20 protein-coding genes and 3 pseudogenes are annotated in these 25,413 nt (G+C 68.2%); 9 read left to right on the top strand and 14 right to left on the bottom strand.

From position 1 onward, the window contains the following. Positions 1-81: 81 nt before the first annotated feature. Positions 82-912, bottom strand: a complete 831-nt coding sequence (locus tag OG386_RS45430) for a hypothetical protein (RefSeq protein WP_266599526.1) — start codon at positions 910-912, stop codon at positions 82-84. Positions 913-2,309: 1,397 nt separating this feature from the next. Here OG386_RS45430 and OG386_RS45425 point away from each other — a divergent pair. Next, positions 2,310-3,170 (top strand): endonuclease/exonuclease/phosphatase family protein, encoded by an 861-nt coding sequence (locus OG386_RS45425; RefSeq protein ID WP_328793073.1) that lies wholly within the window; start codon positions 2,310-2,312, stop codon positions 3,168-3,170. Here the strand turns inward: OG386_RS45425 and OG386_RS47145 are convergent. The 4 genes from OG386_RS47145 to OG386_RS45410 form a co-directional block, all read right to left on the bottom strand. Further along, on the bottom strand, positions 3,164-3,322 hold the full coding sequence (locus OG386_RS47145; protein WP_369015987.1) for a transposase family protein: 159 nt from the start codon (positions 3,320-3,322) through the stop codon (positions 3,164-3,166). The genes OG386_RS45425 and OG386_RS47145 overlap by 7 nt on opposite strands. 77 nt (positions 3,323-3,399) lie before the next feature. After that, positions 3,400-3,570, bottom strand: coding sequence for a hypothetical protein (locus OG386_RS45420; RefSeq protein WP_314245563.1), 171 nt, complete (start codon positions 3,568-3,570; stop codon positions 3,400-3,402). Between the two features lie 589 nt (positions 3,571-4,159). Beyond that, positions 4,160-4,261 (bottom strand): hypothetical protein, encoded by a 102-nt coding sequence (locus OG386_RS45415; RefSeq protein ID WP_266599520.1) that lies wholly within the window; start codon positions 4,259-4,261, stop codon positions 4,160-4,162. Positions 4,262-4,608: 347 nt separating this feature from the next. Continuing rightward, a complete protein-coding gene (locus OG386_RS45410) occupies positions 4,609-5,322 on the bottom strand; it encodes an endonuclease/exonuclease/phosphatase family protein (RefSeq protein WP_314245559.1) in 714 nt (237 codons plus the stop codon). 150 nt (positions 5,323-5,472) lie between these two features. Here OG386_RS45410 and OG386_RS45405 point away from each other — a divergent pair, with 150 nt between their 5' ends. After that, positions 5,473-6,921, top strand: a complete 1,449-nt coding sequence (locus OG386_RS45405; protein WP_328793072.1) for an NF041680 family putative transposase — start codon at positions 5,473-5,475, stop codon at positions 6,919-6,921. Positions 6,922-7,418: 497 nt separating this feature from the next. Here the strand turns inward: OG386_RS45405 and OG386_RS45395 are convergent, their stop codons facing one another. Continuing rightward, positions 7,419-9,341 (bottom strand): WD40 repeat domain-containing protein, encoded by a 1,923-nt coding sequence (locus tag OG386_RS45395; RefSeq protein WP_328793071.1) that lies wholly within the window; start codon positions 9,339-9,341, stop codon positions 7,419-7,421. 1,039 nt (positions 9,342-10,380) lie between these two features. On the opposite strand from OG386_RS45395, the gene OG386_RS45390 reads away from it, so the two are divergent. After that, entirely contained in the window at positions 10,381-11,349 is a 969-nt protein-coding gene (locus OG386_RS45390; protein WP_328793070.1) for a WD40 repeat domain-containing protein, read from the top strand. Between the two features lie 330 nt (positions 11,350-11,679). Here OG386_RS45390 and OG386_RS45385 read toward each other — a convergent pair. From OG386_RS45385 to OG386_RS45375, 4 genes and pseudogenes are all read right to left on the bottom strand, one after another. Beyond that, positions 11,680-11,817, bottom strand: a pseudogene (locus OG386_RS45385) (IS5/IS1182 family transposase); the annotation flags it as partial. Positions 11,818-11,963: 146 nt separating this feature from the next. Then, entirely contained in the window at positions 11,964-14,255 is a 2,292-nt protein-coding gene (locus OG386_RS45380; RefSeq protein ID WP_328793069.1) for a WD40 repeat domain-containing protein, read from the bottom strand. A 12-nt stretch (positions 14,256-14,267) separates the two neighbouring features. Beyond that, positions 14,268-14,669, bottom strand: a pseudogene (locus OG386_RS47140) (hypothetical protein); the annotation flags it as partial. Positions 14,670-15,005: 336 nt separating this feature from the next. Beyond that, complete coding sequence (locus OG386_RS45375; RefSeq protein WP_314245550.1) at positions 15,006-15,719, bottom strand: hypothetical protein; 714 nt, start codon at positions 15,717-15,719, stop codon at positions 15,006-15,008. 954 nt (positions 15,720-16,673) lie between these two features. On the opposite strand from OG386_RS45375, the gene OG386_RS45370 reads away from it, so the two are divergent. Together OG386_RS45370 and OG386_RS45365 are read left to right on the top strand one after the other, a co-directional pair. Continuing rightward, positions 16,674-18,230 (top strand): AAA family ATPase, encoded by a 1,557-nt coding sequence (locus OG386_RS45370; protein WP_158734312.1) that lies wholly within the window; start codon positions 16,674-16,676, stop codon positions 18,228-18,230. Between the two features lie 53 nt (positions 18,231-18,283). After that, positions 18,284-19,072: an HNH endonuclease gene (locus OG386_RS45365; protein WP_314245546.1), complete on the top strand. Its 789-nt coding sequence runs from the start codon at positions 18,284-18,286 to the stop codon at positions 19,070-19,072. Positions 19,073-19,624: 552 nt separating this feature from the next. Here the strand turns inward: OG386_RS45365 and OG386_RS45360 are convergent. Together OG386_RS45360 and OG386_RS47135 are read right to left on the bottom strand one after the other, a co-directional pair. Further along, a pseudogene (locus OG386_RS45360) lies at positions 19,625-19,786 on the bottom strand (pirin family protein); the annotation flags it as partial. 341 nt (positions 19,787-20,127) lie between these two features. After that, on the bottom strand, positions 20,128-20,913 hold the full coding sequence (locus tag OG386_RS47135; protein ID WP_443053334.1) for an ABC transporter permease: 786 nt from the start codon (positions 20,911-20,913) through the stop codon (positions 20,128-20,130). A 412-nt stretch (positions 20,914-21,325) separates the two neighbouring features. On the opposite strand from OG386_RS47135, the gene OG386_RS45355 reads away from it, so the two are divergent. Both OG386_RS45355 and OG386_RS45350 read left to right on the top strand, forming a co-directional pair. Next, on the top strand, positions 21,326-21,661 hold the full coding sequence (locus OG386_RS45355) for an ArsR/SmtB family transcription factor (RefSeq protein WP_214346358.1): 336 nt from the start codon (positions 21,326-21,328) through the stop codon (positions 21,659-21,661). Continuing rightward, the gene (locus OG386_RS45350; protein ID WP_328793068.1) at positions 21,661-22,371 is read left to right on the top strand and encodes a cation transporter; all 711 of its coding nucleotides are present in this window, start codon (positions 21,661-21,663) and stop codon (positions 22,369-22,371) included. Before OG386_RS45355 ends, OG386_RS45350 begins: the two co-directional genes overlap by 1 nt. Positions 22,372-22,470: 99 nt before the next feature. On the opposite strand, the gene OG386_RS45345 is transcribed toward OG386_RS45350, so the two are convergent. Further along, positions 22,471-22,983 (bottom strand): universal stress protein, encoded by a 513-nt coding sequence (locus tag OG386_RS45345; RefSeq protein WP_328793067.1) that lies wholly within the window; start codon positions 22,981-22,983, stop codon positions 22,471-22,473. A 292-nt stretch (positions 22,984-23,275) separates the two neighbouring features. Here OG386_RS45345 and OG386_RS45340 point away from each other — a divergent pair, with 292 nt between their 5' ends. Then, complete coding sequence (locus OG386_RS45340) at positions 23,276-23,638, top strand: SAV_915 family protein (RefSeq protein WP_214346368.1); 363 nt, start codon at positions 23,276-23,278, stop codon at positions 23,636-23,638. An 11-nt stretch (positions 23,639-23,649) separates the two neighbouring features. Continuing rightward, positions 23,650-24,975: a diaminopimelate decarboxylase gene (lysA, locus tag OG386_RS45335; protein ID WP_328793066.1), complete on the top strand. Its 1,326-nt coding sequence runs from the start codon at positions 23,650-23,652 to the stop codon at positions 24,973-24,975. 136 nt (positions 24,976-25,111) lie between these two features. On the opposite strand, the gene OG386_RS45330 is transcribed toward lysA, so the two are convergent. Further along, complete coding sequence (locus OG386_RS45330; RefSeq protein WP_266845868.1) at positions 25,112-25,396, bottom strand: hypothetical protein; 285 nt, start codon at positions 25,394-25,396, stop codon at positions 25,112-25,114. Between the last annotated feature and the right edge of the window lie 17 nt (positions 25,397-25,413).

Below are 25,413 nucleotides of genomic sequence, written 5' to 3'. Positions count from 1 at the left end.
TGAAGCGGGTGCGGAACAAGTCCGGGGCCACCCGGCTCGGCTTCCCTACGGCACCTTTCCCTGCATTCCGGCTGCCCTCCTTCAGTAGCCGTCGGTCCCGGGCTCGGTGCCGTCGTCGGCGACGGCCTCGCCGAGGCGGAGCACACGGCCGGGTTCGTCGGCGTCGTGGGCCGCCCGGTCCGCGTAGATCCTCAACTCGTCCCCGGTCAGGACGACGAGGGGATCGGTCCACGCCTCGGTGTCTTCCGGCACGAGCAGGCGCGAGGCGCCCCGCTCGATATCGTGGATCAGCAACGAGGCGATCCAGCCCCCTCCCGGGCCCCACCTCTGCATCGGATGGTCGTCCGGGCCCATGGCCTGCACCACGTAGAACCGGTTCCCCTGCCAGTGGCCTCCGAAGTCCAGGGCCACGTCCGCTTCCACCTGGACGCCGTCCACCCACAGGCGAGATGCCCACTTCTCGTCCTCACGACAGGACACCGCCCGATGCCGGTCGTCAGGGCTGAACCTCACCCTCAGCCAGGTGTCCCCGTAGAAACCGCTGCACGCTCCCGGCGCCGGGCCCTCGCGACGGCCCGGCGCGGCCGGCTCCAGAGCGCAGATCTCCGGAGTGCGACACGCCCGGTCGATGCGCCGTTCGCACCCCATGCCCGCCGCCGCGCAGTCACGGGGGGACGCCCGGGACAACAGCTCGCGCCCCCGCTCCTGGTACGCATCCTCCCCGACCAGGGCCCGGTAGGCCTCCGCGTGTCCCCACCACGCGAGCAGGTCGACGGCCACCGGCGAGCGGCGCAGCCACGGCCACCACTCCACGCCCTGAAGGCCCCAGTGCCGCAGCACCCGGCTCTCCGGGGCCTCCGCTCCGCCGAACCCCTTCTGCGTTCGGTGCTGCCTGTCCCATCGCCATTTCATGATCCCGCCCTCCCTGTACGGCTTCCGAGATCATGAGAAAGCATCGGACGCCAAGAGAGCAAACTGCTTTGCCGACCGGAAGAGGAACCGTCGGCGTGAACGTACTTGAACTGCTGCTGGCTGCGACCGATGTCGGAGGGACACGCGGCAGGCCTCCCGTTGGCGCGCGATCCTCCCGTGAGCAATCGAAGCGGCAGCGCTGATGTACGCCGCGACTGATCTCGGAGGTGGTCGTGGGATCTGCGGATCAGTCGTGGTCGAGACCGAGCAAGGCTTGTTCACCCAGCCGCGGCCGGAGCCGCCCGGTGACGCCGTGGCCAGCACGCTTGCCCCTCCCGAAAGAGCGAAACGGACATCACCTCACGCACCGCCCTCTGAGTAGAACGTCGACGTCCCACCGGGATGCGGGAACCGGGAAACCAGGGCGGCAATCTACGTAGTTCCACGGATGGCTCGTGGTCGGATGTCTGGAAGGATCATGAGCCAAGGGCCGAGCCCCGGTGACTGCCGCAGTGGCGTATGAGCGTCCGCCACTCCTCGAGTAGTCGCACGGGGCAGGGCATGACGGGCTCAGGCTCGCGTCGTCGGCCCGGGGATCGACGTGGGGACGGGGTGGGGGTCGCGTCCGACGGGTCGTGATCGTTTCAGGCAGGGGTGCTGCTGGTCGGGGCGGCCGCGATCGTCTGCGCGATGCTTTGGGCGGTGGAGCCTTACCAGGACGTCACGGGACTCCGCCATCCGCGTCTGTGCTCGGGGGGCGTACCGACCCCGGCCGGGGCCACGCGCGGCTGCATCGCGCGGGAGATCGGCAGCCGGGGCGACACGTCCGACGGAGTTGAACTCCGATGGAAGCGGGGCCACGTCGAAAGTGACGCACTACGTTGTGACGTACCGGCGCGCCTCCGGGTCCGAGGCGAGCCGGGAGGTTGCCTCCTCCGTTTACAGCGCCGCCGGGGGCTGGGGAGCGCGCGGACCTGGTGACCTGGCGGGATGTGGTGGTCGGGATCACTGTGGCGGACAAGAGCGACGGATTCGATCCGCCCACCGAGGATGTCCTCACGAACGCCGCGATACTGGCCTGGACCAGGCTGGGACTGGTCCTGTGGTTCCTGCTGGGCGCCGGGACGCTCCGCCACCTCTTCGGAATCACCGGTCTCCGGGCCACGGGTGGGTCCTGTTCGGCTACTGGCCAGTCCTCATGGTTCCATTACACCCTGACCTACGAGCTGAGCACATCGGACTACGGAGGGGCCTGGTGCTCTGGGTTTTCTGCCTGATGCTGGCCGCGTTCTGCGTCTTCGGCTCCTACAACGAAGGCCTGTCGCTGGTGGCGCTCGGCCGCTGGTCGGAGGCGAGACGCTCAAGGTGAGTGAGACTCGAGCTCAGGGGGTGGCCGCGTGACGACTGACGGGGAGAGTGTCAGCCTGGCGTCCTTGAATGTCTGCTGCGGAATGTCCAACTCGCTGCGGCCCGTGAAGAAGCGAGCGGCCGAGTTCTGCCGCCGCCTCGAGCGGACGGACGTGGACCTCGTGAACTTCCAGGAGGTCTGGACCCCGCGTCTGCAAAGGTTTCTCGCGCGGCACCTGCCATCGTTCCCGTTCGTCGCCCGCAGGACCGGCATGCTCGGTCAGCCGGCCGGAGGCCTGGTCTCCTTTTCCAGAAGGCCGTTGCGGGCAGTCCGGTACATGTCGTTCCGCGGCACGCGGCCGCGAGCTGGCGGCCCGTTGTTACGCTGCGCGGTGACATTGGGCAGCGGTCTCCAAGGCGTCCTGACCTTCGAAGTCTCCGGACACCGAACGGTGGTGGCCAACGTGCATCTGACCGCGAACAGGGACGGGGATTGGTCGGCGGGCAACCGGCACGAAGCCCTGCAGATGGCGCAGCTGACGAGGTTCCACCGGGTCGTGCGGGAGGCGCGCGACCGCGACACCGAACTGGTGATCGCCGGCGGCGACTTCAACCCCCCCAGCAGTTCAGCTCTGTATGAGGCGCTGGTGGACGAAGGTGGATGGCGGGATCCGTTCGCCGCAGCGGACCTGCCCACCTTCCACGCCGAGCTGCTGCCTGCCGGTGCATCGGCGTACCGGGTCGACTACCTGCTCGTCCACGGTGACGCCGCCCGTTACCCGGTCACCGGGAGCGGTCTGTTCTTCACGGAGCCGGTCGCGATGCCGTCAGGCGGCACGGCATTCCTGTCGGACCACATGGCACAGGTAGCCACGATCGGACGCAGGTCAGGTCCCCGACCTGCTCAATGAACGCACCGGAGGCACGTTGGCTGATCGCAGACGAGACGGCGCACCGACACGTCGATGACCACCGAACGCCCAGCGACAGCGGTATCGGCGAGATGCCGCTGATAGCGGCCGTGGACACGATGCGCAGCCATGCCGCAGCAGGGGCAGTCCACGGCGCGGTCGTCCGGAGTACGCGAGGTGACGTGGCCTGTGCCACCCTCCACGAACACACGCTCGACCAGCCCCGTCTTCAAGTGTGGAAACACGATGTTGCATGTCCAGCAGCGATGCCGGCGGCGTTGTCGTGCACGGACACGGCGAGAACCGCCACCACGATCACCATGCGCAACACGTCAACGGTCAGGCTGTGCTTGAGCCCGGTATTCTTTTGCCGCATCACGCCCGCCGACTCCGCGGGCACCCCGGCCGCCCCGTACTCTGGATGTCGAGCACCCAGGCTCGGGTCCGCCTTCCGCCGCGCCCTCTCCCGCACCTGCCGGCGCAGCAGGTTTGTTCTTGGCGCCGGGTGGCCGTCCGGTGCCGGCGCCTCGGGGATTGGGAACACGGGTCGGGCAGGCGAGGTGAGCGCGGATGTTCCTGAACCCCCGGCGGACCCGGGCCCGGCTGCGATCCGGACCACGCGTCCTTCACCGTCGCGCTGACCGACCGGCGCGAGCTGTTGCGCCACCGCTGTCTTCTGCACGTGCCCCAGGCCGCCGATGCTTTGGCCAGATCGCCCGGCTGGGAGCGGGAGCTGATGCTCTTCGACTGGCGGCTGATGCCTGAACCCGGGGCGGCCGGGAGTTGGGGGGCGGGACGATCGGACCGGCCTGCGCCGTAATGGCGTCCATCCGCAGCCACCGTTTGCGGGCGTGGCACCCTAACGCTGGCACAGATGTTCGGGGGCTTCGGCGCGGGCTTCATTCCGCCGGATGCCGGATGCCGGACCGGCCCGACGCGGTCTCCACCGGCCCCGGACAGAGCGCGAGCACACGGATGCCGCGCCGCCGTTACTCGTGGCGGAGCGCGAGGCTGAAGTTCAGCACGAAGGTCTTGGACGCGCCATAGACGGCGAAGTACGCCGTCGGCTGGAAGGCGGCTGTGGACGCCACGTTGACCACCGATCCACGGCCGCCCTCGAACAGGTCAACGCCACCATGTCGCAGCTCAAGCGGTACTGGGCGAAGATCCAGGAGAGCGGCGACCCCGAAGAGTCCCCCGCCGTCGAGCGCGAGGCCGGAATCCTCGCGTTGCACTGAATCCGACCCGACCATGGACGAGGGCTGTCTTGACTTGGCTGTTCGCCGTTCCACGGTACGCTGTCACGTCTCCGGGAGGGCGCAACCCTCATCGAGGTCGAGAAAGTCGGCCGATGGGGGTGGACCGTGCAGGTCGGGCCTGTCGAGCAAGGGGCGGTGGTGAGTCGCTGTCGGGTCTCTTCCCCTGCTCGTTGCCCAGCTCACATGGTGACGGTCGCGCGGACCAGGTTGTGGTCCGATAGGCCCTCCATCCTCTCGACCGCTGCGTTGCTGACAACAGCGCCCCGCACGACCACGTGGTCGATCCACTGCGACTTAGAGCCTGACGTGCGCGGCCGTGTCGGCAGGCCGTCCGGCGGGAGGTCCGCGACGGCGAAGCCAGTACCCAGAGCCGACGCTACGGTGGCACGGTCGGTGTTGAAGTCCCCGAGAAGTATTGCTGCGTATCCCCGCGGAGAGGCGGCCAATTCGGCCAGGCGTGCCAGCTGGCGCGTGCGCCGCTGATCGCCGCTCACGTGCGTGGCGACGATCAGCGTTCCGGCGGTCTCGACGGCGAGCGCGCCCTTCCCCGGGTCGTCCTCGAAGGACTCGGCAGCGACCTCCCGGCTCGGTCCGTCGACCAGGAGCACGAGGTACTCCTCGGGGTCGCGCAGCGAGCAGCTCCCGTGGCGCGGTGCTGGGACGCGCGGGTACCTCAACGCGTGGACACTCCGGCCGGTCAGGGCAAGGCGGAGGCTGGCCAGTTGGTCACCGCTAACTTCCTGCAGGGCGATGACGTGCTCGTCTCGTCCCACCAGCAACGCCGTAACCGCGGCGATCCGCTCCGACTCGTCCGGGCAACCCCTCAGGGCGTCCTCACCCCAGTTCTCGGCGTGGACGCGGTGCAGAACATTCCAGCTGGCAACCGTGATCATACGTCGCGATGTTAGAGGTCCTAAGCTTGACGTTTAACCTGGCAGGTCACCCGACTTGCTGATCTGCGGTTCTTCCCGGGACAGCGGGGGCGGCCGTTCTCCACCCTTCGAGATGTCGAGTCACGAAGCACGAGAGAACGGCCGCTGCTCATGAGTTTCCCTGCCGCCCCGCCCTCAATCGAGGCGTTGGACATCTTGTCCCGCTTTCGGGTTGAGTTCTACGAGAGCCTGTACGCCCGCGCGGACGTGCTCTTCGAGCTGACCGACGCAGTGCTGTGCACCGATGGCCCGGTCAAGACGCTGGTCGAGCTTTCCCTCGCGCATGAGATGCGGCGCGGGCACGGCGCCCTGTACGCGGCTCTGGACAAGGGTTGGTGCCAACCGGTCCGCATGCGCCGGGCGCTGGCCGACCTCCCGCTGCCCCGCATCACCGACGGCCGCATCGCCTTGGCGGTGGACGTCTCCAACTGGCTGCGTCCCGACGCGAACACCAGCCCTGACCGGCTCTTCTGCCACGTCCACGGCCGCCGCGCCGACCGCAGCTGCGACCAGCTGATCCCCGGCTGGCCATACTCCTTCGTCGCGGCCCTCGAATCGGGCCGCACCTCCTGGTGCGGGCTGCTGGACGCCATGCGCCTGGGGCCGGCCGACGACGCCACCACGGTCACCGCCGCCCAGCTGCGCGAAGTCGTCACCCGCATTATCGCCGCAGGCCACTGGAGCAACGGCGACCCCGACATGCTGGTCGTAATGGACGCCGGCTACGACAGCGCCTACCTCTCCCACGCCTTGGCCGACCTGCCCGTGATCCTGGTCGGGCGCCTGCACTCGGATCGAGTCATGCTCCGCGACGCGGGCCCGGCCCGCTCCGGCCCCCGGGGCGGGCGGCCGCGCAAGCACGGCGGCGTGCTGACCTTCGCCAAGCCGCAGTCCTGGCACGCACCCGAGGTCACCACGGTGACGGACACCACCCGCTACGGGAAAGCGGAGGCGATGGCCTGGGACCGCATGCACCCCCGCCTGACCCACCGCGGACCCTGGCTGGGGCATGCCGCAGAAGAACTCCCTCTGCTGCACGGCACGTTGATCCGTCTGACCGTAGAACGACTGCCCGGCGAGGCCACCCCCAAGCCGGTGTGGCTGTGGTGCTCGGCCACCGGCGCCACCCCGGCCACCGTGGACCTGTGGTGGCAAACGTTCCTGCGCAGGTTCGACATCGAGCACACCTTCAGAATGATCAAGCAGACGCTCGGCTGGACCGCGCCACGCGTCCGTCACCCCGCCGCAGCCGACCTGTGGACCTGGCTGATCAACGCCGCGCACACCCAGCTCCGCCTCGCCCGCCCCCTCGCCGAGGACCTTCGCCACCCCTGGGAACGCCCCGTAAAGACCGAACGGCTGTCCCCGGCCCGCGTCCGGCGAGGGTTTCGCAACCTCCGCCGGAAGGCGGCCCGTCCCGCAGCCGCACCGAAACCGGGCAGGCCCGGCCCTGGACGTCCACCCGGCAGCCGCAACCAGCACAAGGCCTGCATCCAGGACGTCGGCAAGACCGTGAAACGCGCCGAAACGATCAAGGAACACGAACAGCAGCGAGGTTAAACGGCAAGCTAACAGAAGCCGGTCGAGGTGTGCCTGTCGGCTTGGATGCTCGTTGGTCTGGCCGTGGGAAAGAGGGAGTCTCGTCCGTGGATCATCTCGGATGAACTGTGGTGGTCGATTGAGCCGTTGCTGCCGATACGGGGGCCGAAGCTGAAGCCGGGCCGGCCGCTGGTGCCGGACCGCCAGGCCTTGTGCGGGATCTTGTTCGGGCATGACCTGCTGGCGCCGCCTCAAGGCCTGGAACAAGGCCGGCGTCTGGGACAGGCTCCACGTGATCCTGCTCGAGAGGCTGCAGGCGGCCGAGCAACTCGACTGGTCGCGGCCGGTGATCGGCTCCAGCCATGTCCGGGCCGCTCGACGAGGACCAAAAGCGGGCCCAGCCCGGACCGGTGGTGGCCACAATCGCGCCGTCGGGCCGGTCCGCGGTGGGCTGCGCCGCGTACCGGCACACCAGGCCAGCGACCCGCCCGCACAGCAACCCGCCATCCCTCCCAGCATCACCGGGCTGTCCGATCAGGGCTGTCGTGGGCAAAGAGGGTGATCTCGGTTCCGTGACAGACGATCAGCTCACCCCCGGTGGTGGTCGCCGCGGCCCTGATGGGGTTGGGGAAGCACAACTCCGGCCCAACCTGCTGGCCAGTGTTCAGGTCCCAGGCGCGGATGGTGCAGTCGTCTCCTCCGGTGATGACGACCGGTCGGCTGTTGAGAGTGGTGACCGACACGGTTCGTATGGGAGCGGTGTGACCGATCAGCGGTTGGCCGAGAGCCTCGCCGGTGGTCAGGTCCCAAACACGCCCTGTCGCGTCCTCGCCAGCGATGGCAGCCACGGGACGGCCCTCAACGGTCGCCGTGGCCACCGCGTTGACCCAGCTCTCATGGTGCCCGAACGGTAGGCTTTGCCAGGTTGTGAGGTCCACTGCACGTAGTTCGCCGTAGCTGCCGCAGGCGATGACGGCAATGGGACGGTCCGCAACGGTGGCCACGGCCAACGCCCGCACCCAATGGGCATCCAGCCGGTGGCACTCACGCCGGGGAATTTCCCGGGACAGTTCTTCCAGCCACAAGTGTCCTTGACCCTCGTCGGTGCCCAGCCGCAGTTCAGCCCGCACCAGAGCGCCCTCGCTTTTACCGTGTGGCGGCCCCTCGGGCAGGCCCCAGAACCGTACGCTTCCGTCGTCCTCGTCACCGTCCAGGTCGAGCCGGTCGTTGCCGCCGGTGATGGCGTACGGTAGGCCGTCGACGGTGGCCACGGCAACCGCGTTCACACCGCCACGGCGGTGGCTTCCGAGCCAGCGGACTGACCGGCCGGTCGTCAGGTCCCACAAGCCCACGTGGCCGCCGCCCGTAACGACCACCGGCCGACCTTCGATCGTGGCTGTGGCCAGGGACCTGGCCACGCCGTCGCCGGCCCACGCCTGGCCGACTGATCGGCCATCGGCCAGGTCCCATACCCGTACGGTCCCGTCCTCGCCGCTCGTCACGGCGACGGGACCCTCGTCGAGGTCGGCGACCGCCACAGCGCACACGGCAGCGGTGTGACCGGTGCGGTGTGGATCCGCCAGAAGGTCCCAGATCTGGACCCGCTCCTTCTCACTGCAGTGGGTGACGGCGACAGGGCGGCCGTCCACGCAGGCCGTGAAGACGCCGCTCACCACGCCCGATTGTCCGGTGAGGGGCTGACCCAGGGGGCGACCCTCCGCCACATCCCAGACCCGCACCGTCTGGTCATCACTGCCCGTGACAGCAACCAGCCGCCCCTCCAGCAAGGCCACCGCCACCGCCCGCACCGAACGGGTATGCCCGGTGAGGGGCTGACCCAGGGGGCGGCCCTCCGCCACATCCCAGACCCGCACCGTCTGGTCATCACTGCCCGTGACAGCAACCAGCCGCCCCTCCAGCAAGGCCACCGCCACCGCCCGCACCGAACGGGTATGCCCGGTGAGGGGCTGACCCAGGGGGCGGCCCTCCGCCACATCCCAGACCCGCACCGTCTGGTCATCACTGCCCGTGACAGCAACCAGCCGCCCCTCCAGCAAGGCCACCGCCACCGCCCGCACCCAGTCGGTATGCCCGGTGAGGGGCTGACCGAGAGGGCGGCCCTCTGCCACATCCCACACCCGCACCGTCTTGTCGTAGCCACCGGTGACTGCCACCGGGCGTCCGTCGAGGACGCCCACAGCGATCGAGGCGATGTGCCCGGTGATCGGCGGCCCCACTGGGCGGTCGGTTTCGACGTCCCACACCCGCACTGTCCCCTCGCGGGTGTGACGAATGACAACCAGCCGCGTCCCGAGGGCCGTCACCGCGAAGGGCCTGACTCCGTCGGAAGGCCTGGTCCGGTTCTTGTCGGTGATCAGGGACCACACCCACGAGGCGAGGCCGGCAGAGGCCACGGCCTGGCGGCCCTCCGGAGTCGTCAAGACGACTTCCCGCACGTCCCTGCCGGACGGCCCGGCCCCTGGAACAGGCGTCGCCCCGCTCGCCGCAGGCCGCCCCGCCCAGAAGTCCTCCACGTGTCCCCCGTTCGACCAGGACGGCCACCAGACTCCAGCAGGGCCCTCCCCGTCGGCCACGTGCACGGCACGCACCACTGCGGCCAGCTGTGGGTGGTCGGTGCGAAGGGCATGCATTCCCAGCAGCCAGCGCCGGACACCCGCGTCGCGGCCCCTGTAATGCAGGGACGCTCGGTACACCGCGGCCGACTCCCGTGCCCGGTGACCTGCGGCGCTGTCAAGCAGCGGGACTATGAACTCCGGATCGGCATGAACGAGGAATGCAGGATCCATGAGCAGGGAGTCCACGGACCCGCCGGACAACGCTTGTGCTATCGCCGTCTTCTGCTCAGCCCACCCAGCTTCGGACCATCCCCCAAAAGGTTCCGATGGCGTACCAGCCAAGACATCGTTGTGGCCCACGCGTCCACCCCCGTCACAGCAGGGCACCCTGGATGATGCCCCACCTCCACAGTGGCAGGCAATGATATATGTCGTGATCTTCCAAGGGCCGACGTTCCACCGGTCGGAACCGGACACCGAGCGACTACTGCCATGTGTCAGGTGAGGCTGGCACGCCTCCATGTCGGCCACCGCCACGCCGGACGCAAGGCACAAGGGTGTTTGCGCCCCTGGGATGAGTGAGGCGCATCCTGCAGACGAATGACGCAAACATCCACTTGCTGCTGTGAAGTCAGCCACGACACCGCCCGGCCCCCAGCTGCTCGGCGTACCGGAAAGCGGCTCCCAAACGACCGGCTGAGCCGCATGAGTTAAGCTGCTCGGCCGTGCCCACCGAGCAGTGGGCGACCGTTCTGAAGCAGCCGGAGACGGTCGCCTGGCTCATGTCACCGTGCGGGGTGGAAGAATGCGCAATCCGGCGGACGGTGCTTTGTCCGACATCTGGGTTCCCCGGTGGACTCGCTCGGAATGCGGAGGCACATCGTTGTCTCCGGTCAGCACTGTGGTGACCACGGTGCTCGACGGACACCGTGTCGCCGTCACCGCTGGCAAGGACACCGCGTGCGTGTGGGACCTGACCGACGGCAGCTGCTCCGGTGAGATATCGGTCGGTGCGATGGAGGACATGGCGATCGTCCCGTTCGGAAATCGTCCGGCGGTCGCCGTCCTCGGCCACGATTCGCGCAGGGTCGGACTGTGGGACCTGGCCGCTGGACACCATGTGTCGGACCTGCCTGCCGAGGATACCCAAGCCGTGGCCGTAGTCATGATCGATGCCTGCCCGGTCGTCGTCACCGGCCACGAGGACTGCACGGTACGGCTGTGGGACCTGACGACTTGCCAGCAGATCGGTTCCCCCCTTGTTGGTCACACAACCTGGGTGGCCCACGTGGCCACTGCGATGGTCGACGGCCGTGCCGTCGCCATCACCGGCGGTGGCATGGACCTAGACCACGACTGGGACGAGAAGATACGAATCTGGGACCTCACGGAAGGCAGGCAGCTCACATCATTCCCCACCGCAGACGGCCCAGTCTCCGCGATCGCCGTGATGACACTCGGCGGCCGTCCCGTCGTAGTGGCCGGTTACTGGGACGGGCGGTTGGAACTGTGGGACATGACTACGGGACAGGCTCTCAGGGCATGGCAGGCCGAAAGCCTCACCGACCTCCTCTACCGGCCCGCCGGAGTCAGTGCACTGCAGACCATGGTGCTGCGTGGCCGCACCGTCGTGCTGGCCGGTCACGACGACGGCACCCTGCGGATCTGGGACGTGGCAACCGACGAACAGACCGGACCGACGCTCCAACTCCCCATCTGTGAGGGCGCCTCCGCACGCCAGCGGTCACTTGGGGCAAGGCGTCGTCGCGTGAGGCTGGCCATCGGTCCGGAAGGCGGCCTGGTCGCCTGCGCCGGCCAGGAGGTGGCGTTGCTGTACTACGGCGGGACGGCGCAGGGGTGTGACAGCGCCTGACCGGTCGCCGTTGCCGCTCGTGGCGCCGAGGCTTCCCCCGGCTGTAACTGACGTCCTGGCCTGACCAGACCGGCGGCCCGCTCCGAAGCGGACCACCGAGACGCCGCGCCGACGGGGTTTTCCAGCGCCGTCGGCACGGGTTCGCTCCAGCGAGTGGGAGTGTTCGCCGAACAAACGGCCTTTCTGACTCTGTTCGTGAGAATGAGCAGCGATTCGGGCGGCAGCGGATCCGTGTCAGGTGGCGCGGATGTTCACGTGATTCGACGGCAGCCGAATACGGCCAAGTAGGTGGCCAGCACCACTCGATGCCCGACCGGTCGAACCACCAGCGGGGCGCCCAGCATCTCCTCGACCACGTCGTAGCCGGTTGCGGACCTGGTCCACTGGCTGCGGGATCACCGCCCGGATGTCCCGTTCGCGGAGGTGGGACCGGATCATGCGTGAGGAGTACGCCCGGTTCACGATCACCGTTGGCGCCAGACCGATGCCACCATAAGTGCCCGGTCGGCAAGCGGCAGACAGTCGATGGCTGGGCAAGATTCGACCGCGCGCTCCTTCACCGGGGGGTGCGGGGACGGAAGTCCGCTGCACGTTGAGTGAGACAACCCGGATTCTCATGGGTGTACGGCTCCGCTCGTGGCGGCAGCACCCTGCGTGACTTCGACAGCGCCGGACGCCTGGAGCCGCAGCACTGCCACCTCGGGGCCGAACGCGACCACGAGATCACCATTCGGTGCGGCTGTGAGCGCGTGCACGGGCAGAGGGAGCAGATAGTCGGTGGTGGCCCTGCGCCCTGTGGCCAGGTCGAGGAACCGCACGGTGTTGTCATGGCTGATGGCCGCCACGAGTCGCCCGTCATCGGTGCTGCTGACGGCTATCGCCCCGCTCGCACCTGACTCGGTGAGCTCGTGGCTGCCGACCTGGGCCATGGAGCTGAGGTCCCACAGGCAGACCGTTCCGTCCCGCCCCTTTGTCACCGCGGCAGGACCGCTGGGCAGCGTCGCGGTGGCCACCGAGGTCACCCAGTCCGTGTGGCCGGTCAATGGCCCGTCGACCTGGCGGCCGGTGGTGAGGTCCCACAGCCGCACCGACTTGTCCCAGCCGCCCGTCACCGCGACGGGCCGTCCGTCCAGAACAGTGGTGGCAACGGCTGTGACCCGGCTGGAGTGACCGGTGAGAGGCTCGCACAACGCCTTGCCAGTGTTGAGATCCCAGACCCCCACGGTGCGGTCGCTGCCCGCGGTGACCGCTACGGGCACTCCGTCCAGGTTCGCCGTGGCCATGGCGAGGACTCTGCCGTGGTGGCTGGGCGTCGCCGAGCGAACCTCTCGGCCGCTGACGGGATCGAGAATGTGCAAGGTCGCGTCCGGGCCGGCGGTCACGACGACCGGGCGCCCGTCCACGTCCGCTGTCGTCATAACGGCTGCCACGGTTTGCGAGGCATCGGTGACCTGCTGACCGGTGGCCACGTCCCAGGTCCGTACGGTCTTGTCGGAGCCCGCGGTGATGGCCACGGGCTTCCCGTCGAGAATCGTCGTGGTGAGGGCGACGACGGCGCCGGTATGACCGGAGCGGTGCCGGCCACCACCGTGAACCTGGGTGAGATCCCACATGCGCACCGTGCGGTCTTCGCCCGCGGTCAGGGCCACCGGACGTCCCTCCACGAGGGTGGTGTCGAGGTCCCACACCTGGCCGGTGTGCCCGGTAAGGGGCTCGCCCTGCTGCATCCGGGTCTCCAGATCCCACACCCGCACGGTCTGGTCCAGGCTGGCGGTCACCGCCAGCGTCGCTTGCCCGGCGGGCACGGTGTCCATGGCGCACACCCGCTCCGTGTGGCCGGTCAGCGGCCGCCCCGAGGGCCACCCTTCCACCGCGTCCAGCACAGTGACCGTGCCGTCCGGTTCGGCGGCGAGTGAAACCATTCGCCCCTGCAGCACCAGGGACCGGGAAGTGGCCCGAGGCCCGACTCCTACCGCGTTCCCGGTACTGATCCGGCCGCCTCTGCGGCCCGCTATCAGGTCCCACAGGTCTGTTCGCTCACCCGGGTCGGGGGACAGGGCCAGCAGTCCGTCCCCGGCAGCGGCACTCCTGATGGCTCGGATGTCGTCGGTGCGCTGAGTGCTCGTGGTCAGGTCCCAGACGTGCAGTGCCTGATCGGCTCCCGCACAGAGCACGACCCTGCTCGCGCCCAGGACCGCGGTCTCACGTCTTCGGATGGACGCGTCTTTGTCTCGGTAGTCGGCGGTCCAGTTCCCGACCAGTTCCGGTTCGGCCTGATAGTCGAGGGTGACGGCGACCACTCGGTTGTTGACCGCCGTCAGAGCTGACACGCCTGACAAGTCCTCCGCCTCCAACAACCCGAGCTCTGCCCGCTCGGCTCCTTCGATCGGGTGACCGGTGATGAGGTCCCACACGCGCGGCGGCTGGCCTTCCTCCTCAGTCACAGCGAACGGCCGCTGTCCTTCGACCAGAAAGGCATCCACGACCGCGAGACGCTCGGCGACTTGACGGTCGGCCATCAGATCCCACACCTGGACCGGTTGGTTCACGGCGGCGGCGACGGCGACGAGGCGCCCGCCCAGCACACCTATGTCCGTGACCCAGGGGAACGCGCTGATCTGGGCCCCGGTGAGCAGGTCCCATGCCTGCAGTGTCCGGTCCTTCCCCATGGTCAGAGCCACACGGCGCCCGTCCGGGGTCGCGCACTCCACCATGTCGACGAGTTCGCCTGCAGAACGGCCTGTCTCCAGATCCCACACGCCCACCGGCCCAAAGGCGTGCAGTGTGAACGCCAAGGCACGCTCGTCCACCAGAGCCGTGGCCACGGCCAGCAACTCGGCCGTCACCGACGACACCGGGTCGGTATGGCCCGTCGTCAGCTCATGCCGCAGCCTCCCGGTCGTCAAGTCCCACACCCGCACAGCCCCGTCCTTGCTTCCCGCAACGGCGACCGGCCGATGGTCGACAACCGCCGTCGCCACGGCCGTCACAGGAGCGTCGTGGCCTGTGAAAGCGCGCAGGAACCGAGGGTCGGAAGCAGAGCCGCTCGCCCACTCCGGAACCCACTCTGGACCGGGCTGCCCCGGCACATCCGCGCTCCCGAACCATGCGGCGAGTTCCGTCTCACCCAGCCGTGCCGCGTCCAGCGTCAGCACCTGGCGTCTCTGAACCGGCACCAGCGTCCGGTGCACTTCCGCCGAAGCCCGGTACACCGCTGCTATGGCCCGACTCCGAGAGTCGTCTGCACGGCCCAACAGCTCGATGACACGTGCCGGTTCCGTCGTGAGAAGGAGACTGGGATTCGACAACAAGGAATGCATGTCATGCGGCTCTTCCGCCGGTCCTTCGCTCATAGCCCCCGAGACTACGATCCGGCACTGACATCGGGGCCGTAGTGTGGATGGTGAGCCGGCAGTCTCCGCGCCAGGCGCCAGCCCTACAGCGTCGCCCATCGCCTGCTCGCAAGACGGACGCGGATGCGGTGTGGAGGCGTTGACCGCTCGCGGCCATCACCAGCAGCCCGAGGCAAAGCCCTAGGCCGAAATCGTCAGCCCCGGCAAGGGACTCGGCGTCCGCTCCGGCCCGGCACCCACTACAAGCAGCAAGGCAAGATCCCGACCGGCACGGTGGTCAAGCTGCAGTTCAACGGCCAGCGCCTACGCTCCCTGCGCCGCGGCCTCGCCGACCTGCACCAGCCCCGCCGCTGCTTCCTCGGCAGCGGAGAAGTCGACCTCCTGGAACTTCCACGACACGATCCGCGCCCCCGCCGGAACTCGGTACACGTACTGCATACCGTTCTTGAACCCCGGCTGCAGCTGGTCGTTGCACTCCGGGTTCCCCTGCAGCTTGAACAGGTCCTTGATCGCGTCGTACCGGCGGCCCTGGTCGTCGATCAGTGAGTTCGCCACGGGATAGCCGCACGTGAGATCCATGCTGGCCTTCGTCTCGTTGCGAACCACCGTGTCGAGCACGATGAACACCGCCCCGTCCCCGGCCTTCACCGTCGCGGTTTCGCCCGGGTCGGTCTGCTTGATGTTGTCGGCCCAGGTCACCTTCGTCACGGTCACGTACGCGCCGCCGCTGCGGGCCTCGGTGCCGACCGCGGAGCCTGCAGCAGAGGGCGACGGAGACGGCGCGGCAGAGGGTACATCTCCATCGGGGGTAGCCGGAGTACGCGTGTCCTCCCGGATCGACGCGGACGCCTCCGGCGCTGCTGCCCCCTGGTCGGAGACCAGGGTGTAGACCAGACCGCCGGAGGTGGCGGTCAGGGCGGCGGCCAGGCACACCGTGGCCGTTTTCCACGGGTTCCGAGGAGGCCCCGGCGCGTTCTGAGGCTTGGCCGGTATCGCATCATGCTGGATGTCGGTCATGGATCCGGCTCCTCGGGAGTACGGGAGAAGACTGGGCGCGCCGCTCCCATCGGGGTAGGAGCGTCCAGCAGCAACCACCGGATGGTATTGGGGCTGATGCCGTTAGGTGCTGCTTTTGCCTCTGTTGGTAGGCGCAATCCGGACGTCGGCACCTACCATCGGGCCCCGGACAAGACGAAGTCCCCGCAGCCGGGTGGCTGCGTTGCCTTCGCCCACATGGGAGGAGTGAAGATGGCGGGAATCGAAACCGTGTCCAACGGCCCAGAGCCTGTCTAATGATCTCCCTGCGGGCACAAGGAGGGCTCCGGGAGTCGGATGCACGCCCCCGACCACGAACCACCACGACGCAGATGAGACGTATGACAACCAAGATCCGGGCCATTCACGGGCCTAGCCACGGGAACTTGGCCCGACACGTGCCATCTGGGCTGGTCAGCGACGGTACGGCGCGCGTACCACCAGCACACGAAGAACCTGCTGGTCGTCTGCAGGACTGTTCCGGGGCGCCGACCTTAGCGTGCTGACAAGGGGAAGCCGGTGGTCACTGCCCGCCACGCCATGACGGTCGGGTGTAGCCGCAGGCTGAGGGTGCCAGCTAGCTCAATCTCATGGCGGTACAGCAGCGCGCACATCGCCAACTGCGAAGGTACAAGAGTTTTTAAATCGCAAGAGGCAGCAGTGTTGGGCGGCCTACCATGAGTCGCTGGCGATGAGACGGCCCCAAGTTCTGACGGCCCGAGTTGTGCCGCGAGTCCCGGTAACTGCTTGGTTCAGGCGAGGCAACAGACCACGACTTGAGCCGGTGACCCGCTCCACGTTTACGTTGCCCAGGAGGACAAACTGCGCTTCATCGTGCTCGATCGAGACGGTCCCACGAACGACGGTCCTCGCGCCTGCTTGCTGGCGCCACGCGGCGATCCAGGACCTGACAGCTATGCAGCGGACGATGAGTACATGACGCTCTACCAACTGTGGTTCCGTAACCACGGATCGCTCATCGAGTTGGGTGCGGTAAAGATCGGGTATGCCGACCTGATTCGGGGCGAGAGGCCTCTCGAGGCAGGGTCGTTCTCCGCACTATCGGGACTTGATCAGCGCCTGTACTGGTTTTCCGTGGGGCAGAGCGACCTTTATTACGAGAACATCCGCAAGCTTGGTAATGAGACGCGGCACGCGGTCTTGAACGGTCTGTGCGATATGGCGGTCGACCCCTCGGTCTTCGCAACCGCCATGCAATGGGACGTCACCCACACATCGCTGCTGCGTAGCCTCGAGACACGGACGGTGGCAGCCCAGTTCCGGCGCATCGCGCAGGGCGGTCCCCGGCTCACGGAGTACCGGTTCGACTACCTGGGCCCCGCCGGGCACGGCAGCTCGAACGGCAGTGCCACGAAACCCTGGCACCTCTCCTTTTCAGTCGAGCCGCATGCACAGCCCCCCACTAACATTCACGTTCTGATCGGTCGGAACGGGGTCGGAAAGACCACGGTGCTCGGCGACATCACCAGGGCCGTCGTACATCCGGAAGAGGACAGCGATGCCGTCGGGCGTCTCATCTGGGGCGAGGATGGACCCGGCTCCTTCGTCAACGTGGTCTGCGTGACCTTCAGCGCCTTCGACCCGGCTCAGGAGCAGTTCGAGTCGGAACAGGGCGCTGCTGAACAGGGTGAGCTGGAAGGCTGGGACGGTGCGCTGGACGTTACCGACGGCCAACCACCTCCCGCGGCCGAGGACAACGTTGCGGGTGCTTCCTTCAGGTATGTGGGCCTTGCCAAGGTGGATGAGCTGGGGCGCCCGACTCGGGAGCGCAAGACCCGCCTTGACCTAAGCAAGGAGTTCTCCAAGAGCGTGGAGGAGGTTGTCGCCGCCGGCCGAGTCCACAGTTGGATCAAGGCGCTAGAGACGTTGGGTAGCGACCCGTACTTCTTCGAATCTCCGGTCCGCTCCTTCGCGCAGGCTCTCCTGGACCGAGGCGTGTTCGGCCGTACGAGCGACCGTGACACTGCTTTGGAGATCTTTTCCAGTCTCAGCTCGGGGCATGCGATTGTCCTGCTGACGATGACGCGTCTGGTGGAAACCGTCGCCGAGCGGTCGCTGGTGCTCCTCGACGAGCCTGAAGGACATCTACATCCCCCGCTTCTGGCGTCCTTCGTCAGGGCCCTGTCCGACCTGCTCACCGACCGCAATGCGGTCGCACTCCTGGGCACCCACTCGCCGGTGGTCCTGCAGGAGGTCCCGCGCTCCTGTGTCTGGAAGGTCAGCCGCCGGGGCACCATGCAGCCGGAGCGGCCATCGATCGAGACCTACGGCGAGAACGTCGGGGTTCTCACCCACGAGATATTCGGCCTCGAAGTCCGGCGGTCCGGGTTTCACGCCGAGATCGAGAAGGCAGTCCGGGAACTGGGCACGTACGAGCAGGTCCTAGCCCGATTCGGCGGACAGCTCGGCGGGGAGGCGAAGGGCCTCGTGCGGATTCTGCTCGCCTACCAAACGTCGCAGGGGCGCCGCTGATGTGGCCTCTGGAGCCGCCCAGGGTCACCGCCCGTCAAAGTTACGAGGCGTGTGTGGCTGGCACCCGGAACGCGTCCCGCCAGGCACGACTTCTGGCCGCCACTGAACGCATCGAGGAAGCAGGCGAGCAATTCCGGTGCGCGGCCCAGCAAGGCTCCCTGCACACCCTGGAGTGCGCGGCCTTCGCCCTACCGAATATCTCAGCGGCCGAAGCCGTGGCGTGGGTCTACGAGAACGGCATGCTCGGTACCAAGAACGGTCGAGTCATCTACGAGCAGCTGAGAACAGCCCCGCAACATGATCGTTGCCCCCTGTGCGGACACGGGGTCGTCAGAACCCTTGACCACGTCCTACCAAAGAAGTCGTTCCCTGCGCTGTGCGTCGATCCCTTGAACCTGGTGCCCGCCTGCGCCGACTGCAACCACGCCAAGGGCGACGCCCTCCCGACGAGTCTTGAGACGACTCCTCTGCACCCCTACCTCGACCGCATCGACGATGACCACTGGCTCGACGCGAGGATCGTGGGCGACAGCCCTCTTTGGCTCGACTTCTTCGTCAGCCCCTCGCCATCCTGGGATCAAGTCCTCACTGACCGAGTTCAGTACCACTTCGGACTTTTTGGACTGTCCAGTCTCTTCGCCATCCAAGCGAACCGCACCCTGAGCGGCATCCTCAGCCTGCTCACCGCTCTGCGTCACATTGGTGGGGCCCAGGAAGTGCGCAACTACTTGGCGGACGAGGCCGCCACACGCCTCGCTGACCGCCCCAACGGCTGGGAAGGAGTCACTTACCGGACTCTGGCGAGCAGCGACAATTTCTGCAACGGCGACGTCACACCCTGACTCCGGAGATTCAGCACACACCGCCGGTGATTGCGCAGCAGGCGCGCACGGTCCGGCCCTCGATCGCCTACGCGATCAGCGCATCGTTCCTCGCCGAGCAGCAGCTACGTCCGGTCTGCCCGGAGGTGCAACCTCCAGCACCCACGCAGTCTCCCGCCAGTGGCTGGCGGGCGGGACCGGAGCAGCGAGGCTGTTGTCACTTGTCCACAACGTCCACCACATGCCCACGCGCCCACTCCGGCGACAGATCGAACACCTTGGCCAGCTCCGTCTACAAGGCTGTCGGAGCCGACGATGCAAGGGCAGCATCCGCCGTCCTTTGCAGGCAAGGCAATCCGGCGCAAACCTAGGACCAATCTAACTACTCGTCAGTAAAGTCAGCAAAAGGTCAGCATTCGTCTGAGCAAAGCTGATTACAGCCTGCGACAGATGAGACTCAACCGCCTGCGCCGACGGCTGTCGGACCGTGCTCGACAGCCTCCCTTCCACCAGGACAAGCGGAGGGCTGGGTGCGAGCGCCACCCCCAGCCCCCAGCCGCGTAAAACAGCAGGTCAACGAACCCTTCCCCTCGGCTTCAGGTGGGTAGGAGGCAGTTCCGGGGAGGGAATCGGAGGGCCGTCATAGCCCTTGACCTCGCCGAATCGGGACCCGTTCATCCAGTCTTCGCGGGCCTGCGCGATATCATCGTGTGACCGTCCGATCCAGTTCCAGAACCATTGGATCGTTCGACGTTTCCGCAGGTCAGAGCGTTGCGAGTCCCTAGAAGTCAGCAAAAGTCAGCATCGGAGTATCCACCCACGGGTCTGACCAGGGGGATTTATTCCTTCCGGAACTGGATCGGCGCGACTCCGCCGCCCCACCTACCCAGTGACAGCCCGTGGATGCATTCGTGGCAGCCTGGGCGGACCCGCCATACACCGGCCAACGTCGATCTCTTGCGACCCGAGGCAAGGCTCATCCGATCTCACCGACACACTGGCCGCGCTCGGCGATCGGCTTCCTCTAGAACCGGACCAGCGACCCCTGAAACCGGGACACCACCCAAGAACAACGCTTATCGCTCCTGTGCGCGAAGAACCACTCGGCCAGGCCGCTCAAGCAACGCGGCCCACTCACCACAGCGGGGGTCCCCACACCACCGTGCGACTCCGCGAAGTCGGCAACGCCGCGGACGCGAACCTGGCCAGAGGTAGACGGAGGCGGCCTTGGGGTTGAGGACGCTCGACCAGATCCCTGTCCGAATCCACCGAGCCCTGCCCACAGCGCACGCCAGTGTCGGCCTGCCATCGGCGTGGCGCAGGATCGCACCGAGCGCCAGGTGGCGATCCCCAGCCACACGAGATAGACGGTGCCGAGGCGCTCCTGCCCTTCGAGCCAGCCGGCCAGGCGGTTGACACCAGGACGTCGCCACGTAGTCGCGCCCGTCCGCCACCAGCAGGCCCGATTCGGGTGTGGGCGGGTCGGCGCCGTAGCCGAGGAAGCTCAGGCCGGAGACCGCGAGGATCGCGATGCCGAGTTCGAGTGCCAGGAGGGAGAGCAGCGGGCCCTGGGCGTGTGGGAGGACGTGGCGGACGAGGATCCGGCAGTGGCCGGCGCCCAGGGAGCGTGCCGCCTCGACGGAGCCTGACCGGCAGACGCGCAGCGTCTCGGCTCTCGTCACCCGCGCGAAGTTCGCGACCGTCGACAGGCCGACCGTGATGGCGACGTTGACGGTACCGGAGCCAAGTGCCGCGATCAGGGCGAGAGAGAGGAGCAGCGGGGGGATGGCGAGCAAGACGCCGAGGCAGCGCATGGTGATCTCGCCGTACCAGCCACCCAGGAAGCCGGCGCCGAGGCCCAGGGCGCTACCGCCGAGCAGGCCCAGCGCGACGGCGATGCCGGCCGTGGTGAGCGAGAGCCGGGCTCCGTGGATGACACGAGCGAGTAGGTCGCGGCCGGTCTGGTTCGTACCGAAGGGGTGTTGGGGGCTCGGTGCCCGAAGTCGGTACGCCGCCGATCGAGTCGGCCGCGGTCAGCATCCACGGGGCGAGCACGGCGAGCAGGACGAGGCCCGCGATGAGCATCGAGGCGAGGAGTCCCGGCGTGGTGCGGCCCCTTGACCCCCAGCGGCACCATCCGGGTCCGCACCGCCGCGCACGCACCCTCGTCCCGGACGTCCAGCAGCTCGCGTATGCCCTCCCAGGCAAGCACGCCAGCAGCAGCGCATCAGTACACAGTTTCCTGGATTCAGGACTACGTGTACTGTCGGTTGGGTGCTGACGATCGCCCCAGACATCGAGGTGCTGGCCCGGTTCGGCCGCGCGCTCGCCGACCCCATCCGCTGCCAGCTGCTGCTCGCCTTGCGCGAAGCACCCGCGTATCCCTCCGATCTGGCCGACCGCATCGGCGTCTCGCGGACGCGGCTGTCCAACCACCTGGCCTGCCTGCGGGACTGCGGCCTGGTCGTCGCCCTGCCTGACGGGCGCCGAACCCGCTACGAGCTCGCCGACGAGCGGCTCGGGCACGCCCTGGATGATCTGCGGACGGCGGTCATCGCCGTCGATGCCGACCGCACCTGCGCCAACGCTGACGAGGAGGGCTGCTGCTGATGGCTTCCATATCCTTCGGGCCAGCCCCGGCCCGCCGTGATCTGCTGGCCCGACGCATAAGGCTCCTGGTCGCTGCCACCATCACCTACAACGTGATCGAGGGCGTCATCGCGATCACCGCTGGCACGATCGCCTCCTCGACCGCGCTGGTCGGCTTCGGCCTCGACTCGGCCATCGAGGTCTCCTCCGCAGCTGCGGTCGCCTGGCAGTTCTCCGCCCGGGAGCACGAGGTACGCGAGGCCAGGGAGAAGACAGCACTCCGGATCATCGCCATCTCCTTCTTCACACTCGCCATATACGTCGGCGTCGACTCCGTCCGTGCCCTGACCGGAACGGGCGAGGCCGAGCACTCCCTTACCGGCGTCGTCCTGGCCGCCGTGTCCCTCGCTGTGATGCCGTTCCTGTCGGCCGCCCAACGCCGTGCCGGCCGCGAACTCGGCTCCGCGTCCGCTGTCGCGGACTCCAAGCAGACCCTACTGTGCACGTATCTGTCGGCGGTCCTGCTGGCCGGACTGCTGGCCAACATGCTCCTCGGATGGGCCTGGGCCGACCCGATCACCGCCCTGGTGATCGCCTCCGTAGCCGTCAAGGAAGGCCGTGACGCCTGGCGCGGCGAGTCCTGCTGCGGCCCCATGCCTGTCGGCGACGCGATCAAACCTGGCGAGACCGAGGCCAACTGCGCGTGCCCGCCCGGCTGCGACTGCTGCTGACAGTGCACGCGGTCAGCTGAGCACGTCGATCGCATGCCGAAAGACCCCGTTCCCCCGTCGACACGGGCTCGCCTCCTCACGGTGATGGCGTCACCCGGCTCACGGAGTCAGCTCCCGTGTGTCCAGCGGCATTCTCCAGAAGTTGCGTCGGCGTGCGGCATCGAGCTCGCTCTGGAGTGGAGACGGAGGCACAACGAGAACAGGGCAGGCGGCGTGCGCGAGGCAGTAGCGGGCCACCGAAGGGCGGACGAGGCGGCGCAACGCGGCGCGTGATCCCGTGCCGACGACGAGGAGGTCCTGCGCGTCGCGGGCAGCGTCCACGAGGGCCGCGCCCGGGGTCCCCCGTACCGTGAGGCCGGCGACAGTGACACCGGGCTTTACGGCACCGAACGCCGTATCGAGGACCTCGCGGAGTCTTTCGACAACCGCGGCGCGGCATTCCGCCAGGGCGGAGGGCCCGAGGCCGTTGCGGCTTCCGAGCTCACCGCCCGGTGACTGCCAGGCCAGGACGACCCGCAGCTCCGCATCGCGCACGCGGGCCTCTGCGGCCGCCCGGTGCAGCGCGGACAGACTCCCCGGCGTTCCCGTCACACCGACCACGACTCTTCGCACGGCCTCTTCCCTCTCTGCTTCGTCCACCAGTTCCCATAGAAGAGCCGGAATGGAGGATGACGTGATGTTGCTGATGGCCTTCTAACGCGGAGATCCGTAACCATGACGGGTTTCTGATGCCCGTGGCTCCGGCCGTCAGTGATCCGTAAGAACATGGCCGGTCGCCGTATGGGTCCCGTTACGAGGTGGCCACAGGTGCAGGGGTGCGGGGATAGCTTCGATGACGCGCCCCGGCCCGCCTCCCCGCAGCCGGGGCGCCAATCGCCACTCGTGGTTCCTCAGGGAGGGCCCCATGTGTTTGTTCCTGTACGACGACGACCCCGAGCCTGAAGAACAGGCCCCGGCCGGGCCTCTGTACGTGCCCGCCCGGCCGGGAGGAGCACACCAGGTGGTGCGGCTGTTCCGCACCCCGTTGGGAACCCGTACCGCCGTCGGCTTCACCAGCCCGGACCGGATCGCCGCCGCGCTCGGCACGGCCCAGCCCTGGATCCGGCTCTCCGAAGCCGCTCTCCGGGCCATGTCCGAACCACTCGGGGTGCACCTGCTGACCGTCGACCCGACCCTCACCGCACCCCCGGTCACCGCGGCCGCGAGCACCGCCCTGCTCGCGGCACCGGTCACGCAGGCACCCGGAACCACGGCCCGGACGGCCTGAAGGGATCACACATGACTATCACCGCCCTCTCCGCCATGCCGACCGACGCGCGTGAACTCTCCATATGGCCCGCGTCCACGACCCCGCTCCCGCACGGCGGCCTGGCCGTCGGCGGAGTCCCCCTCACCGAGATCGCCGACCGGTTCGACACACCGGCCTACGTACTGGACGAAGGCGAGGTACGCGGGCGCTGCCGGACCTACCGGGACGCCTTCCCGGACGCCGACGTGCTGTACGCCGCCAAGGCGTTCCTGTCCCGCGCCATGGTGCGCTGGGTTCAGGAGGAAGGACTGGGCCTGGACGTGTGCTCGGCCGGGGAACTGGAGCTCGCCGTCACCTCCGGTTTCCCACCCGAGCGCATCGTGCTGCACGGCAACGCCAAGTCGCCCCGCGACCTGGAGGCGGCGCTACGCCTCGGCGTGGGGCGGATCGTCATCGACAGTCCGTCCGAGATCGCCAGGATCGCGGCCGCCGACGGGCACCAGAAGGTCATGGTGCGCGTGGTGCCGGGAGTCTCGGCAGGCGGCCACGACAAGATCCGCACCGGTACGGACGACCAGAAGTTCGGCCTCTCCCTCACCGACGGGGGCGCGCAGCACGCCGTCACACGAATCCTCGGCCAGCCGCAGCTCGAACTGACCGGCCTGCACTGCCACATCGGCTCGCAGATCACCGACGTGAAGCCCTACCTGGTGGCCCTGCGCCGGATGGTGGGGCTGATGGCCCGCATCCGCGACGCGCACGGCGTCGTCCTGCCCGAGCTGGACATGGGCGGCGGCCACGGCATTGCCTACCGGCCCGGAGAACCCGCCTTGGACCTGACCGCGCTGGCCCGACGGCTGCGGGCGGAGCTCATTGAGGGCTGCGCCGCTGCCCGGCTGACCGTCCCACGGCTTCTCATCGAGCCCGGGCGGGCCGTCGTCGGGCCGGCCGGAGTCGCCCTGTACCGGGTGCTCGCTGTCAAGCACACCGGCGAGAAGGTGTTCGTCGCCGTCGACGGCGGCATGAGCGACAACCCGCGGCCCGCCCTGTACGGGGTGCGCTACGCCCCCCGTCTGATCGGCAGAACCTCGGCTGCCGAAACCCGTACGACCACGGTCGTCGGCCGCCACTGCGAGGCCGGCGACGTCCTCGCCGCCGACGTGCACCTGCCCGGCGACATCCGCCCCGGCGACCTGCTTGCCGTTCCGGTTGCCGGTGCCTACCAGCTGTCCATGGCATCCGGCTACAACCTGGTCGGCCGCCCCGCCGTCGTCGCCGTCCACGAGCGCACTGCCCGGCTCCTGGTCCGGCGGGAAACCCTGCAGGACTACCGGAGCCGGGACATCGGCGTCTAGGGCCACGCCACGGCACGTTCGCCGCCTGCGCTTCTTCATGTCTTCATGGTGAGATGCGGGAAGAAGTGGTCATGGACGATCGCGACGCGTAGCCATCCGAGCTGAGATCGCGTAGGTGCGGCGGCCGGGCGGATCGTCAGCCCTGATGACCGCCCGGTGCCTGCAGCAGCCGGTCCAGCTCCGTTCCGGCATCTTCGTATCCGGCATCGGAGATCCGTTGCAGCTCACGCAGGTCACCGGCTGCCACCGCGCGTCGGGTGAGTAAGAACCCGGCGTGCCGGGATCCCTCGTCCAACAGGTCGCTCAGCTCCGCGAGGTCGCCGGCCGCGTCCGCGAGGTCGGCCAGCCGGTCCAGCGCGGTCTCGTTGCCCTCGTCGGCCAGCTCGCGGAGGGTCTCCCGATCGGGATTCGTGTTCTCCATGACGCCATGCTGCAACC

It is taken from the genome of Streptomyces sp. NBC_00273, from assembly GCF_036178145.1.
Taxonomy (GTDB): Bacteria; Actinomycetota; Actinomycetes; order Streptomycetales; family Streptomycetaceae; genus Streptomyces.
The sequence above is the reverse complement of the archived record's forward strand: the minus strand, read 5'-3'. Positions and strand labels throughout refer to the sequence as shown.